Genomic DNA, 13,584 nt, shown 5'->3' with positions numbered 1-13,584 from the left:
GCGCGTCGGTTCCGCTGAACTAGCCGAGGTCGGACGGACCTGAGGTCGATCGTCCCTGCTGGGTGGCCAGCAGGTCGCGGATCTCCTGGAGCAGGGCCACGTCGGCAGGGGTGCCCTCGTCCTCGGCCGGGAAGTAGCGAGCCTTGGCCTTGGTGTAGGGCACCACGATCAGGAAGTAGACGACGGCCGCGATGATGAGGAACGAGATCACGGCGGTGAGCCAGGCGCCGATCGAGATGCCGTGCCAGAGGTAGTCCGAGAAGTCCGGAGTGCCGCCGACCTTGCCGATCAGGTCCATGACCAGGCCGACAGTGGCCGTGACCACCGCCGCGAAGGCGAGGGCCATGATGAAGGCGACTGCGAGCTCGACGAGGTTCCCGCGCAGGATGAAGTTCTTGAATCCGGTCATGCCCTGCACGCTAGCCGGAGAACGCGATCGTGAGGAAGGTGCGCACCGACGCTTCTGCGATCCGGGGCACCGCGGCGGGCTCCGCGCCGACGACGACGAGTCGCCCCGGGAGTGCCGTCGCGGCGGCGTCCGGACCTGCGGCGGGTACGGCGAGCACCGGGACGTCGGTCGCCACCACGCTCGCGCCGCCGCGCTGGGGGTCGGCGGCGACCAGGTCGACCCGGTCCCCGACCCGCAGCAGCTCGACCATGCCGGCATCGGGCAGGCGCACCGGGACCGCGGTCAGCCCGGGGTAGCCGTCGGTGAGTGCCGGGCCGACGACCCGGACGTCGGTCACCGGCTCGCCCGCGCGCAGGGGGGCGGCGAGCGTGCGACCGACCGCCTCGTCCGAGGTGCCGGCGGGCACCGAGCCGGGCGCGAACCCCACTGTGTGCAGGTCTCCCGGCGTCAGCACCGTGCCCGCGGGCAGGTCCCGGGCGGCGACGACGACGTCGACGCTGGCCGGCGGTGGAGCGGCCGCGGCGTGGATGCCGGTGACGACCGCCACGGCGGTCAGGGCCGCGGCCAGCGGGCGGCGCCGGGCGAGGACGGCCCGGCGTACCGAACGCAGAGGGGAGACGAGACGGTCACGGCGCATGCCGCGACGCTAGAAGATCCCGCGGAGCCGCGATCCGGCTCTCCACAGGCCCGCGGAGGATCAGTCGGCGGAGCTGCTGCTCGCGGCGACCGCGGGCTTCGACTCCGACTTCGACTCGGGCTTCGACCCGCTCTTCTTCTCGGTCTTCGTCTCGGTCTTCGTCCCGCTCGCGGAGGCGGCGGTGTCCGTGCCCGAGCTGCCCGAGCGGCTGTCGGTGCGGTAGAAGCCCGACCCCTTGAACACGACGCCCACGGCGTTGAACAGCTTGCGGAGCCGGCCCGAGCAGGAGGGGCACTCGGTGAGCGCGTCGTCGGAGAAGCTCTGGAACTGCTCGAAGGCGTGGCCGCACTCGGTGCAGGCGTACTGGTAGGTGGGCACGATTCTCCTTCGGTGTGTTTCGTCGCCGGGGCCGCGGCCGCCCTCGAGGTTGGCACTCGACCCTGACGAGTGCCAATCATACGACACGGCACAATGACCGGACCATGCCTGCGACCACGAAGGACGGCCGGCCGGACGGCGAGCGCGGGGCCTGGTGGCGCCGGTTCCGTGCGTGGCCGCGGCTCGCGCGGGTCGTGGTGTACGCCGCGGCGGCGCTCGTGCTGGTGCTGCTCGCCGGGCTGCTGATCGTGGTCCAGCTGGTGCGCGCACCGTTCCCGCAGACCACCGGCGAGGTCGATCTGCCCGGCCTCGATGGGCCGGTCGAGGTGCTCCGGGACGAGCACGGCATCCCACAGCTCTACGGCGACTCGGTCGAGGACCTGATGCGGGCGCAGGGGTACGTGCAGGCGCAGGAGCGCTTCTTCGAGATGGACGTGCGCCGGCACCTGACGGCCGGCCGGCTGGCCGAGCTGTTCGGGGCCACCGCGCTGCGGAGCGACCAGTACGCCCGCGTCCTCGGCTGGCGCCGGGTCGCGGAGCAGGAGCTGGCCCTGGTCCGACCCGAGACGCGCGCCGCGCTGGAGGCCTACGCGGACGGCGTGAACTCCTACCTCGACAGCCAGGCCCCGCGCGAGATCGCGGTCGAGTACACCGTCCTCAACGCCCACAGCCTCGACTACCGGCCCGAGGAGTGGACGCCGGTCGACTCGCTGGCCTGGCTCAAGGCGATGGCCTGGGACCTGGCCGGCAACCCGGCCGACGAGATCGACCGGTCGCTGGCGCTCGCCGGGCACACCGCCGACGAGGTCGCGGACCTCTACCCGCCCGATCCGCTCGACGACCACGCTCCGATCGTGGGCCAGGGCGCCGTGGTCGACGGGGACTTCGAGCAGGACGCCACCATGCCCGGCACCCGCAACCCCCGGCGCCCGGCGTACCTGGCAGACGCCGGCGGCCGGGCGGCGCTGACGCGGGTGCGCGAGGGTCTCGCCCGGATGCCGGCCCTCCTGGGCCGCGGGGACGCGCTGGGCAGCAACGGCTGGGTGGTCTCGGGTGAGCACACGACGACCGGCGGACCGCTGCTGGCCGACGACCCGCACCTGGGCGTGTCCGTCCCGGGGCCGTGGATGCAGCTGGGGCTGCACTGCCGCACGGTCACCGACGAGTGCCCCCTGGACGTGGCCGGGTTCACCCTCTCCGGCGTTCCCGGGGTGGTCATCGGTCACAACGCCGAGATCGCGTGGGGCCTCGCCAGCCTCGGCGCCGACGTCAGCGACCTCTACCTCGAGCGGCTCGACGGGGACCGGTGGCGCCACGACCGGCGGTGGCTGCCGTTGCGCAGCCGCACCGAGACGATCCGGGTCCGAGGCGCGGACGACGTCACGCTCACCGTCCGCTCGACCGGCCACGGCCCGCTGCTCTCCGACGTCGACGACACGCTCGCCACGGCCGGGCAGGACCCGCCCGGCGTGCGTGCCGGTGCGTACGCCGTCGCCCTGGCGTGGACCGGGCTGCACCCCACCCGGACCGCCGACGCGATCCTCGCCCTCGACGCCGCGACCGACTGGGACTCCTTCCGGGCGGCGGCCTCGTCCTTCGAGGCGCCGGCGCAGAGCCTGCTGTACGCCGACCGTGCGGGCCACATCGGCTACCAGGCGGCCGGCCGGATCCCGATCCGCCGGTCCGGCAACGACGGGATGCTCCCCAGCGCCGGCTGGAAGCCGGAGAACGACTGGACCGGCGAGCACGTGCCGTTCGACGGGCTGCCGCGGCTGCTCGACCCCGACGAGGGCTTCGTGGTCGCCGCCAACCAGGAGGTGGTCGGCGGTGACTACCCGTACCGCCTCGGCCACGACTGGGACCTCGGCTACCGCGCGCAGCGGATCCGCGATCAGCTCGAGCAGCAGGTCGACGCGGGGGAGGTGTCCGTGGCGAGCACCGCCGAGCTCCAGCTCGACGACCTGGATCCGCTCGCCCCGGCGCTCACGCCGTACCTCCTCGACGTGGCGCTGCCGCACGGCTACTACTCGGCCGGCCAGCGGCTGCTGCGGGGCTGGGACTTCCGGCAGCACGCCGATAGCGGTGCGGCGGCGTACTTCGACGCCGTGTGGCGCGAGCTGCTCGCGGACCTCTTCCACGACGACCTGCCCGAGGCGATCTGGCCCGACGGCGGGGACCGGTGGGTCGCGGTCGTCACCGACCTGCTGACGCGGCCGGACGACCCGTGGTGGGACGACAAGCGCACCGAGGGCGTCGAGGAGACCCGCGACGACATCCTGGCGCGGGCCCTGCGCGAGGCCCGCGACGAGCTCACCCGGCGGCTGGCGCTCGACCCCGGCGAGTGGGCCTGGGGCGACCTGCACCGGCTCGACCTGCGCGGCCCCGGGCCGGACCGCCCGTGGCCGCTGGCCGGGCTGGCCGACCGGGGCGGCTGGACCGTCGGCGGCGGCTCGGCGGCCGTGAACGCGAGCGCCTGGGACGCGGCTCGCGGGTACGCCGTCACCAGCGCGCCCTCGATGCGGATGGTGGTCTCCCTCGCCGACCTCGACGAGTCCCGCTGGATCGCCCTCACCGGCGTCTCCGGCCACCCCTACCACGCCCACTACACCGACCAGGCCGACCTGTGGGCCGCCGGCGAGACCCTGCCCTGGCGGTTCACCCGGGCCGCGGTCACCGACGCCGGCGGCGACCTGCTCACGCTCCGGCCGGTCGCGGGCGACTGAGCGCCCGCTGCGGGGTCGTGCTGACGAGCCCCGGTTCAGCCGACCCGGACGACTCCGGAGGGAGTCGCCGCGAACAGGACCGCGCGGTCGTGGGGCTCGACCGGCACGTCGAGGCCGACCTCGCCGTCGTAGAGCAGCACGCAGGTGAACGTGCCGACCGGCACCCGGCCGAGCGCCCGGTCGTAGCACCCGCCGCCCTGGCCGAGCCGGACGCCGGTGGGCGAGACCGCGAGCCCGGGCGCCAGGACGACGTCCGCGGTCGCGATCGCGTCGGGGCCCAACCGCGGCCCGGGAGGCTCCAGCAGCCCGCGACGCGCCGGCACCAGCCGGTCCGGGCCGTCGTACGCCGCCCAGTCCAGGTCGAGGTCGGGCAGCACCACGGGGAGGATCACCCGCTTGCCCGCGGCGCGCAGCCCGTCGAGCAGCGGGCCGGTGCCCGGCTCGCTGCCGACCGACACGTAGGCCGCGAGCGTGGCCGCCCGACGGACCTCGGGGTGCGCCAGCAGGTGCTCCGCGATCGCCCGGGCCGCGACGCCGACGTCGGCCACCGATCGGCGGTGCCGGGTGGTGAGCAGCCGGTCGCGGACCGCCGACTTGGCAGGTGATTGGGTGCCGGTCACGGGGGAAGCCTACGATCGTGATCATGGGAAGCGCTGGCTTGAACCGGGCACGCGACAAGATGGCGGCGGCCGGGGTCGACGAGGTCGCCATCGAGACGTTCGCCCACTACTTCCGCCTCCTCGAGCACGGCGAGACCGGCATGATCCCGGAGTCGTCGATCGAGCCGGTGGACATGGAGTCGCTGGCGACGGTGGCGGTCTCCGACGAGGACGCCGCGGCGGCGATCCGCACGACGGCGGTGATCAAGCTCAACGGCGGGCTCGGCACCTCGATGGGCATGGACCGTGCGAAGTCGCTGCTGTGCGTGCGCCGCGGACTGTCCTTCCTCGACATCATCGCGCGCCAGGTGCTGCACCTGCGCAAGGAGTACGCCGCGACCCTGCCGCTGATCTTCATGAACAGCTTCCGCACCTCCGCCGACACGATGGCGGCGCTGGCGCGCTACGCCGACCTCCCGGTCGACGGGCTGCCGCTGGAGTTCCTCCAGAACAAGGAGCCGAGGCTCCTGGCCAAGGACCTCTCGCCGGTGAGCTGGCCCAAGGACCCCGACCTCGAGTGGTGTCCGCCGGGCCACGGTGACGTCTACACCGCACTGCGGGGCACCGGCCTGCTCGAGCGGCTGATCGAGGCCGGCTACGAGCGCGTCTTGGTGTCCAACTCCGACAACCTCGGCGCGGTCCCGGAGGCGCGGGTGGCCGGCTGGTTCGCGACATCCGGCGCGCCGTTCGCGATCGAGGCGGTACGCCGTACCCCCTCGGACCGCAAGGGCGGTCACTTCGCCCGGCGCAAGATCGACGGCCGGATCGTGCTGCGCGAGACCGCGCAGACGCCGGATGCGGACAAGGAGGCGTTGACCGACCTCGACCGCCACAAGTTCTGCTCGACCAACAACCTGTGGTTCGACCTGGCCGCGATGAAGAACGCGCTCGACGTGCGCCAGGGCATCCTCGGGCTGCCGCTGATCCGCAACGTCAAGTCGCTCGACCCGGGGGACCCCTCGACGCCCGAGGTGATCCAGATCGAGACCGCCATGGGCGCCGCGATCGAGGTCTTCGAGGGCTCGCGGCTGATCGAGGTCGGCCGGGAGCGGTTCGTGCCCGTCAAGACCACCAACGACCTGCTGGTGCTGCGCTCCGACGTCTACGACATCGGCCAGGACTTCGTGCTCGACCAGGCCGCCTCCGAGGTGCCGTACGTCGACCTCGACGACGACTACTACAAGCTGGTCGGCGAGTTCGACAAGCGCTTCCCCGACGGCGCCCCGTCGATGAAGAAGGCGAGCTCGCTGCGGGTCGAGGGCGACTGGACGTTCGCCCACGGTGTGCAGGTCGTGGGCGACGTGAACCTGGAGGCGACCTCCGCGCAGCGCATCGACGCCGACACCCTCCTCTCCGATGGCTGAGGGCCTGATCTCGGTCGACGACCACCTCGCACGGATCCTCGCGGAGATCGAGCCGCTCCCGGACTTCCCGCAGCCGCTGATGGACGCGCTCGGCCTGGCCGTGGCCGAGGACGTGGTCGCGCCGATCGGGCTGCCGCCCTTCGAGAACTCCGCGATGGACGGGTACGCCGTACGCCACGCGGACGTCGTCACCGCCACCGAGGAGTCCCCGGTCCACCTGCCGGTGGTCGGCGAGATCGGGGCCGGCCAGGCGACGCTGCTCGCCATGTCACCCGGCACGGCGGTGAAGATCATGACCGGCGCCCCGGTGCCGGCCGGCGCCGACAGCGTGGTGCCCTACGAGTGGACCGACCGGGGCGTCGCCCAGGTCCGCATCGAGCGCGCGCCCTCGCTCGGCCAGCACGTGCGCCCCGCCGGTGAGGACGTCGCCGTCGGGGACCTCGTCGTCTCCCGGGGCACCGTGCTCGGTCCTCGCCACCTCGGCCTGCTGGCGTCCGTGGGCCGGGCCGCGGTGCGCGCCCGTCCGCGCCCCCGCGTCGTCGTGATCTCGACCGGGTCGGAGCTGCGCGAGCCGGGCGCCGAGCTGGGGCACGACTCGATCTACGACGGCAACTCCTTCCTCCTCGCGGCCGCCGCCCGGGCCGCCGGTGCGATCACCTACCGGGTCGGGATCGTCCCGGACGAGCCGCGGGAGTTCCTCGCCGCCGTGCACGACCAGCTGGTCCGCGCCGACCTGGTCATCACCAGTGGCGGGGTCTCGCAGGGCGACTACGACGTGGTCAAGGAGGCGCTCAGCCCCCTCGGCACGGTGTGGTTCGGCGGGGTTGCGATGCAGCCCGGCAAGCCGCAGGGCTTCGGGCACGTCGGCGAGGACCGGACCCCGATCTTCACGCTGCCCGGCAACCCGGTCTCGTCGTACATCTCCTTCCAGCAGTTCGTGCTGCCGGCGCTGCGCAAGCTGATGGGGCGCACGCCCTACGCCCGCCCGACGACGCCCGCACGGCTCACCCACCCGATCCGGTCCCCGCTGGGCAAGCGGCAGTTCGTGCGCGCCGAGTACGCCGTCGACCCGGCCGGCCGCAACGGCTCCTCCGTGACTCCGGTCGGCGGTCACGGTTCCCACCTGATCGGCGATCTGGCATCGTCCGACGCGCTGGTCGTCGTGCCGGAGGACGTCACCTCCGTCGCGGCCGGCGAGCAGGTCCAGGTCCTGAGGCTCGACGAGGAGTTCTAGCGATGCCCGAAACGCCCCGGCGGCTCACCCACGTCGACGAGTCCGGGGCGGCCCGGATGGTCGACGTCTCGGGCAAGGACGTCACCGCCCGCACGGCGACCGCCTCCGGTCGGGTCCTCGTCTCGGCGACGGTCGTCGGGCTGCTCCGCGGCGAGGGCGTGCCGAAGGGCGACGCGCTCGGTGTCGCCCGGGTGGCCGGCATCATGGCGGCCAAGCAGACGCCGGCCCTGGTGCCGCTGTGCCACCCGCTGGCGATCTCCGGGGTGAGCGTCGACCTCGAGGTGACCGACGACCCGGAGCCGAGCGTGGTGATCCGCGCGACGGTCCGGACGGCCGATCGCACGGGTGTGGAGATGGAGGCGCTGACCGCCGTCTCGGTCGCGGCCCTGACCGTCGTCGACATGGTCAAGGCCGTCGACAAGGCGGCGGTGATCACCGACATCCGGGTCGAGACCAAGTCCGGCGGCAGGTCGGGCGACTGGAGCCGTCCGTGAGCATGCGCGCCGAGGTCGTCGTCGCCTCCAACCGGGCTGCGGCCGGGGTCTACGAGGACACCACCGGCCCGCTGATCATCGACTTCCTGCGCGAGCTGGGCTTCACGGTCGACGCGCCCGTCGTCGTACCGGATGGCGAGCCGGTCGGCGCCGCGATCACCGCCGCCGCCGAGGGCGGTGCGCGGGTGGTGCTCACGACCGGCGGCACCGGGCTCACCCCGACCGACCGGACCCCCGAGGTGACCCGGGCGCTGCTGGACGCCGAGATCCCCGGGATCGCCGAGGCGATCCGCGCGTACGGCGTCGCCCAGGGCGTCCCGACCGCCGTGCTCTCGCGTGGGCTCGCCGGGGTGGTCGGCTCCTGCGTGGTGGTCAACCTGCCCGGCTCGCGCGGGGGAGTGAAGGACGGCCTCGCGGTGCTCCGTCCCGTATTGGTGCACGCCGCCGAGCAGGTCGTGGGGAGCGACCATTGATGGGCTGGCCGGCCCGGCTGACCTCCGGGGAGGTCACGGTCCGGCCGCTCGCCGCCCGCGACGCGCAGGCCTGGCGCGACGCCCGCCGCCGCAACGTCGCGTGGCTGCGGCCCTGGGACGCCACCGTGCCGCCCGGGGGAGACGCCCGGCCCACGACGTTCCGCTCGCTGGTGCGGCGCCTGAACCGGCAGGCCCGCGCCGGCACGACGTACCCGTTCGCGATCGAGGTCGGCGGCCGCTTCGCGGGGCAGGTGACGGTCAACAACATCGTGCGAGGGTCGGCGCAGTTCGCCTCGATCGGCTACTGGCTCGATCGTGAGTACGCCGGCCGGGGGGTGATGCCCCGCGCGGTGGCGTTGGTCATCGACCACTGCTTCGCAGCCGGCGGGCTGCACCGCGTCGAGATCGCGATCCGTCCCGAGAACTCCAACTCGCTGCGCGTGGTCGAGAAGCTCGGCCTGCGCGAGGTCGGCTACGCGCCGAGGTTCCTCCACATCGACGGCGCCTGGCGCGACCACCGGGTCTACGCGATCACCCGCGAGGAGTGCCCGGACGGGATGCTGGCCCGGCTCGAACCACACCAGTCACACGAGTGATTTTGCGACACACCTGTGGACATCCGCAGCCCGCTGCGCTACCACTCCTAACCTCTGACCTGTGGACCTGAGCGCACTGATCTTCGTCGCCCTCGCCGTGGCGTGGGCCGTCTATCTCGTCCCGAAGGCGCTCCGTCACCACGACGACGTGGCCCGCAGCCGCTCGGTGGACCGGTTCTCCCACACGATGCGGGTGCTGGCCCGCCGCGAGCCGGTGGACCGGCGCAGCGCCCGGCTCGTCACCCCCGGCCGTCCGGCCCCCCAGGTCGGCCCGTCGACCGCCGCGCCGACTACGGAGGCCCCGGCCGAGCTCACCCCCGCCCAGCTGCGGGCCCGCGGGACCGCGGCCAAGCGGGCCACGAAGCGCCGTCGCAACGTCCTGGCCCTGATCCTGCTCGCGAACCTCGCGGTGATCGGCGTCGCGGCCTTCGGCGTCGTCGGTTGGTGGTACGTCGCGATCCCCGTCGGCCTGCTGGTCGCCTGGCTGGTCACCTGCCGGATCATGGTCAAGGGCGAGCGCCGGGCGCTGACGCCGGCGGCCCGGATGCCGATCGAGCAGCCGGAGGAGACCGAGGCCGACGACGCCCCGGCGAGCCCGGTCGTCAGCGGTGACGGCGAGGGTGCGGATCCGCTCGCCGACACCTCCGCCGGGATGGCCGCCGTGGTCGACCCGGCGCTGTGGGACCCGGTGCCGGTGACGCTCCCGACGTACGTCGGCAAGCCCGCCGCCGCTCGTCGCACGGTCCGCACCATCTCCCTCGACGACAGCGGCGTGTGGACCTCGGGCCGCACCGAGGCCGACGCCCAGCTGGCCCGCGAGGCGGACGAGGCCGACCGCGCCACCCGCCGGGCCCGCAAGGACGGGGACGACCAGCGCGCCGTCGGCTCCTGACGTCGAGTCGGGACTTCCACCCGTCGAGTCGTGGGTCCTGACCGCCGAGTGGGGACTTCCGGACGGCCGGGGACGAGGTCCGTGGGTCGATTCGGTGCCCGTCAAGGGCTGGTGCTAACGTTTCCCACCGCGCCGACGTATGGCGCACTGGGGCTGTGGCGCAGTTGGTAGCGCGTCTCGTTCGCAATGAGAAGGTCAGGGGTTCGAATCCCCTCAGCTCCACCAAACGTCCAGGTCACAGGCGCGGCCCCGCGTCCCTCAGCGGGAGTTCCGGGTGATGCCGGCGTCGCATACTGGGTGGCGACCTCATCCCAGCTCTTGAGGCCGACGATGGTCACGAAGACTGCACCGGCGGCGAACATCTCCACCACCATGACTGTCAGCATCCGGCCTTTGTCTCACGCAAAGCCCCGATCAAACAGAGTCGACGGTCACCCGATGACGCCGACGCGGGTCGTTGCCGGGAGACAAGAAGAGTCGTTGGTCACATCGCCGCGTGACGTACTGCTCTGCAGCGGCCCGACATGGATACGTAGCGTCCTCGACATCCGAAGTTGGGGCGCCGCCGCGACATCGACGCCCTGGCCGGCAGCCACCATCGTCCACTGAGGGTGATCAACATTTGGCGTCCAGTCATCGCAGGCTTTCTGGTTCTGCACGGGGTTCTCCACGCGGCCATCTGGATCCCGCCGCAGCAGGGAAGCGACTTACCGAACTTTGGGACGCAGGCCTCCTGGCTCTTCGCCGAGGTGCGTCCGGTGGTCGTGACGCTGGCATTGGTCGCGGCCAGCGGCTTCGCCTTGGCAGGCGTGGCCTACCTGATGCATCTGGAGGCGTGGGCCTCCCCGGGCGCCGTCGCGGCGATTGCGTCGATGGCCTTGGTTGTTGCGACGTTCACGCCCTGGTGGAGTTTCGCCGTAGTCATCAACGCCGCGATCCTTTACGCGGCCTGGCAGTCAGCAACCGGGCAGTCTGCGGGTCGGTAGGAGCTAGCGATGACAACGGCTAAGCCAGCTGCGCCATGATCACGAAAGCTGCCGACCGGCCTCCGCGAAGACTTCGTCACCAAGCCAGCCGAGTCAGGAAGCACCGCAAGTTCAGGATCGTGCTGTACGCGGTCGCTGGCACCGTCCTCGTCGCGTCGACTGTCGTCACAGTGATGTTCCGCCACGACATGGGTGAGGCTCGCGCCCGACTCGCTGCCCAACCGACCGAGATCTTCACGTCGAGCTACGGAGACATCCAGTATCGAGTCACCGGTGACGGGCCGCCCGTACTCGTCGTACATGGCATCACAGGCGGTATAGATCAGGCGGAGGCCATCGTCACCCAGTGGCGCAACTTGCGGCCGGACTACCGCTTCATCTACGTCTCCCGCTTCGGATACCTGCAGTCGGCCATGCCGCACGACGCGACCGTGAGGATGCAGGCCGCCGCCTACCGCGAGCTCCTTGACAACTTGGGGATCGATCGCGTCTTCGTCGTCGGCAACTCCGCTGGCGGTCCATCAGCGATGTGGTTCGCAATCGACTTCCCGGAGCGAATCAACGGGCTGATCCTGATCTCATCAGCCGTCCCAGGCCCTGTGCCCGGACCCATCCCACCCCTCGTCGCCGGGCACGACTTCATCTACTGGGCCGCAGTCAAGGCAGCCCCGGAACGGCTGTTGGGGATGCTCATGCCCAAGTCAGTCATCGAGAGCATGAGTGCCGAGCAGAAGGCGTTCGCCATCGAACACGCGTTTGTGGACTCGCTGCCGATCTCAGAGCGCACCGACGGAATCCTGTTCGACAACGACGTCACCAACCCCGGCGTCAACGACGTACCCTTCGAGCGAGTCACGACGCCGACGCTGATTTTCCAGGCAGTCGACGACCCCCGCGAACACGCGGGAGGCCTAGAGCTGGCTAGGCGGATTCCCAATAGCCAGTTCATCGGCCTAACGGGCGGCCACCTCCTTACCGGGCACGCGACCCACATCCGGACGACGAACGCCGAGTTCATCGCGCGCCACATGTCGCGCTAGGCAGTGCAAGGCAACGACCGCTCTCTGCCGCTGTCCGCGCACGACCGAGTCCCGCTCTGCACTCTGCGAGGCGGGCCCGCAGTCGCTATATGGGCAAAGGTCCCACGCGCGCGGGGGTGACGCCCCGCCATCTCCGCTGCTCCTTGACTGGCACGGATGGAGGAGGCCGATGCCGTCCGGCACCCGTACGAGGCACGATGATGTGCGCAGCGTCTCCAGTAATCCGATCTGCCCCGGTCCAGCTGGCCAAGCCGGTGTCTTTGGGGAAGTGGTGCCGCACCAGGCCGTTGGTTCAATCGTTCGTTCTGCGCTGCCACGGGCTGATGCAACCGGGTGGACGGCTGCCTCAGGCCGGGACGAGCTCGAGGCCGGTGATCACCTGGTCGCAGACGGCCCGCATCCGGTCGATCGTCATGCTCCGGGAGCTGAGGAGCACCTGGAGCGCGAGCCCGTCGATCATGGGACCTTCCCTTTGACTTTCGAACCGGACAGATCAACGAGGACCATGCCTCGTGGCTGGTCCTCGATCTCGCATGACGGCGCCGTAGCCGAGGGATGTCGATGATGACGTCCAGGTTGGTGACAGACCGGCGGCGCTGGACTGCGCCGTCAGACTAGGTGCCGACCACATCACGACTCGTCGCAAAGTCGGACACCGGTCCGGCCCGCGCGCCCACGGCCTCCGCTCGATGCTGGCGGCCGCACGGCAAGCAAGCCCCGATGCGGATTCGCGCCTTCCTCTCCGCGGAGAGGTTCCAGACTGGCCCGCTCGGTCAGGCATGATCACCAGCGCGTCGCGCCCCCGTCGACCACCAGGTCGTGGCCGGTGAGGTAGGACGCGGCGTCGCTGAGCAAGAACACCGCAGGACCGGCGATCTCAACGGGGTCGGCCATGCGGCTGAGCGGGATGTCCTGCACGACGGCGGCGACGTACTCAGCCACGGCGGGGTCGGCCGCCATGGGAGTCATCGTGTAGCCGGGACTCAGGCTGTTGACCCGCAGTCCCCGACCGGCCCACTCGAGGGCGAGCGTCGTCGACAGGTGAACGACCGCGGCCTTGGAAGCGTTGTAGTGCGCCTGCTCGAGCCCGCGGTTGGCGATCCCGGCTGAGATCGACCCGATGTTGACGATGCTGCCCGCTCCGTGGACCAGCATGGCCCGGGCTTCGGCTTGGCATGCCCGGAAGACGCCGGTCAGATTGACATCGAGCAGGTGTTGCCACTGCTCATGCGGCATCTCCTCGGCCCGGCACCACGTGTTGATCCCGGCAGCATTGACCGCGTAGCGGAGCGGTCCGAGCTGCGCCTCGGTCCTCTCCACCGCAATGCTCATCGCGTCCTCGGCGGTGACGTCGCCGGTCAGGGCGAGCGCACGGCGACCCGTCGCCCTGATCGCCTCGACGACGGGCTCGAGCGACTCCGCCTGGACATCGTGGCACGCGACGTCGGCGCCGTGCTCGGCCAAGACGACCGCGATCCTGCTGCCGATGCCGCCCCCGGCGCCGGTGACGAGCGCTGTCCCGGACAGATCGAACGAAATCGCCATGCTTCCTCCGTCGTCGCACGTGAGCCAGGTTGAGTCGCGCGACGGGTGCGACCCGACGCAGCGCTGAGGGCGATACTTCGGCCCGTGCCACCTGCCCCGCAAGCGATGGGGCAACGGTGTAGCAGAACGGGACAACGGCCGGGTCGACGCTGCC

Annotated in this window: 14 protein-coding genes and 1 tRNA gene; 10 read left to right on the top strand and 5 right to left on the bottom strand. The window is 71.7% G+C overall.

Annotation, left to right across the window (positions count from 1 at the left end; genetic code table 11):
- Positions 1-19: 19 nt before the first annotated feature.
- Genes QMC84_RS05420 through QMC84_RS05410 form a run of 3 tightly spaced genes read right to left on the bottom strand, consistent with a single transcriptional unit; the run spans position 20 to position 1,424 of the window.
- Positions 20-409: an MscL family protein gene (locus QMC84_RS05420; RefSeq protein ID WP_300372590.1), complete on the bottom strand. Its 390-nt coding sequence runs from the start codon at positions 407-409 to the stop codon at positions 20-22.
- Between the two features lie 10 nt (positions 410-419).
- On the bottom strand, positions 420-1,046 hold the full coding sequence (locus tag QMC84_RS05415) for an SAF domain-containing protein (protein ID WP_300372588.1): 627 nt from the start codon (positions 1,044-1,046) through the stop codon (positions 420-422).
- Positions 1,047-1,106: 60 nt separating this feature from the next.
- On the bottom strand, positions 1,107-1,424 hold the full coding sequence (locus tag QMC84_RS05410) for an FmdB family zinc ribbon protein (RefSeq protein ID WP_300372586.1): 318 nt from the start codon (positions 1,422-1,424) through the stop codon (positions 1,107-1,109).
- A 104-nt stretch (positions 1,425-1,528) separates the two neighbouring features.
- Here QMC84_RS05410 and QMC84_RS05405 point away from each other — a divergent pair, with 104 nt between their 5' ends.
- Complete coding sequence (locus tag QMC84_RS05405) at positions 1,529-4,147, top strand: penicillin acylase family protein (RefSeq protein ID WP_300372583.1); 2,619 nt, start codon at positions 1,529-1,531, stop codon at positions 4,145-4,147.
- Positions 4,148-4,182: 35 nt separating this feature from the next.
- Here the strand turns inward: QMC84_RS05405 and QMC84_RS05400 are convergent, their stop codons facing one another.
- On the bottom strand, positions 4,183-4,767 hold the full coding sequence (locus tag QMC84_RS05400) for a 5-formyltetrahydrofolate cyclo-ligase (RefSeq protein WP_300372581.1): 585 nt from the start codon (positions 4,765-4,767) through the stop codon (positions 4,183-4,185).
- A gap of 23 nt (positions 4,768-4,790) precedes the next feature.
- Here QMC84_RS05400 and QMC84_RS05395 point away from each other — a divergent pair, with 23 nt between their 5' ends.
- The 9 genes from QMC84_RS05395 (at position 4,791) to QMC84_RS05355 (ending at position 11,885) form a co-directional block, all read left to right on the top strand.
- Complete coding sequence (locus QMC84_RS05395; protein WP_300372579.1) at positions 4,791-6,170, top strand: UTP--glucose-1-phosphate uridylyltransferase; 1,380 nt, start codon at positions 4,791-4,793, stop codon at positions 6,168-6,170.
- A complete protein-coding gene (gene glp / locus QMC84_RS05390) occupies positions 6,163-7,404 on the top strand; it encodes a gephyrin-like molybdotransferase Glp (protein ID WP_300372577.1) in 1,242 nt (413 codons plus the stop codon). The genes QMC84_RS05395 and glp overlap by 8 nt, the downstream gene beginning before the upstream one ends.
- 2 nt (positions 7,405-7,406) lie before the next feature.
- Entirely contained in the window at positions 7,407-7,898 is a 492-nt protein-coding gene (moaC, locus tag QMC84_RS05385; protein ID WP_300372575.1) for a cyclic pyranopterin monophosphate synthase MoaC, read from the top strand.
- A 2-nt stretch (positions 7,899-7,900) separates the two neighbouring features.
- Complete coding sequence (locus tag QMC84_RS05380) at positions 7,901-8,371, top strand: MogA/MoaB family molybdenum cofactor biosynthesis protein (protein WP_300373098.1); 471 nt, start codon at positions 7,901-7,903, stop codon at positions 8,369-8,371.
- The gene (locus QMC84_RS05375) at positions 8,371-8,967 is read left to right on the top strand and encodes a GNAT family protein (RefSeq protein WP_300372573.1); all 597 of its coding nucleotides are present in this window, start codon (positions 8,371-8,373) and stop codon (positions 8,965-8,967) included. The genes QMC84_RS05380 and QMC84_RS05375 overlap by 1 nt, the downstream gene beginning before the upstream one ends.
- A 61-nt stretch (positions 8,968-9,028) precedes the next feature.
- Entirely contained in the window at positions 9,029-9,859 is an 831-nt protein-coding gene (locus QMC84_RS05370; RefSeq protein ID WP_300372571.1) for a hypothetical protein, read from the top strand.
- A gap of 149 nt (positions 9,860-10,008) precedes the next feature.
- Positions 10,009-10,084, top strand: a tRNA-Ala gene (locus tag QMC84_RS05365).
- Positions 10,085-10,470: 386 nt separating this feature from the next.
- Positions 10,471-10,845, top strand: a complete 375-nt coding sequence (locus tag QMC84_RS05360) for a hypothetical protein (RefSeq protein WP_300372568.1) — start codon at positions 10,471-10,473, stop codon at positions 10,843-10,845.
- Positions 10,846-10,964: 119 nt separating this feature from the next.
- Positions 10,965-11,885 (top strand): alpha/beta hydrolase, encoded by a 921-nt coding sequence (locus QMC84_RS05355; protein WP_300372566.1) that lies wholly within the window; start codon positions 10,965-10,967, stop codon positions 11,883-11,885.
- A 783-nt stretch (positions 11,886-12,668) separates the two neighbouring features.
- Here the strand turns inward: QMC84_RS05355 and QMC84_RS05350 are convergent.
- Positions 12,669-13,430 (bottom strand): SDR family oxidoreductase, encoded by a 762-nt coding sequence (locus tag QMC84_RS05350; RefSeq protein WP_300372564.1) that lies wholly within the window; start codon positions 13,428-13,430, stop codon positions 12,669-12,671.
- Positions 13,431-13,584 lie beyond the last annotated feature (154 nt).

The sequence above is a fragment of the Nocardioides sp. genome, from assembly GCF_030019515.1.
Taxonomy (GTDB): Bacteria; Actinomycetota; Actinomycetes; order Propionibacteriales; family Nocardioidaceae; genus Nocardioides.
Note: the sequence above shows the minus strand (reverse complement) of the source record. Positions and strands in the feature narration are given on the sequence as shown.

Coding starts and splice junctions, on each gene's coding strand:
- QMC84_RS05420 (WP_300372590.1), bottom strand. CDS start 409: ATGACCGGATTCAAGAACTTCATCCTGCGCGGGAACCTCGTCGAGCTC.
- QMC84_RS05415 (WP_300372588.1), bottom strand. CDS start 1,046: ATGCGCCGTGACCGTCTCGTCTCCCCTCTGCGTTCGGTACGCCGGGCC.
- QMC84_RS05405 (WP_300372583.1), top strand. CDS start 1,529: ATGCCTGCGACCACGAAGGACGGCCGGCCGGACGGCGAGCGCGGGGCC.
- QMC84_RS05395 (WP_300372579.1), top strand. CDS start 4,791: ATGGGAAGCGCTGGCTTGAACCGGGCACGCGACAAGATGGCGGCGGCC.
- glp (WP_300372577.1), top strand. CDS start 6,163: ATGGCTGAGGGCCTGATCTCGGTCGACGACCACCTCGCACGGATCCTC.
- moaC (WP_300372575.1), top strand. CDS start 7,407: ATGCCCGAAACGCCCCGGCGGCTCACCCACGTCGACGAGTCCGGGGCG.
- QMC84_RS05380 (WP_300373098.1), top strand. CDS start 7,901: ATGCGCGCCGAGGTCGTCGTCGCCTCCAACCGGGCTGCGGCCGGGGTC.
- QMC84_RS05375 (WP_300372573.1), top strand. CDS start 8,371: ATGGGCTGGCCGGCCCGGCTGACCTCCGGGGAGGTCACGGTCCGGCCG.
- QMC84_RS05350 (WP_300372564.1), bottom strand. CDS start 13,430: ATGGCGATTTCGTTCGATCTGTCCGGGACAGCGCTCGTCACCGGCGCC.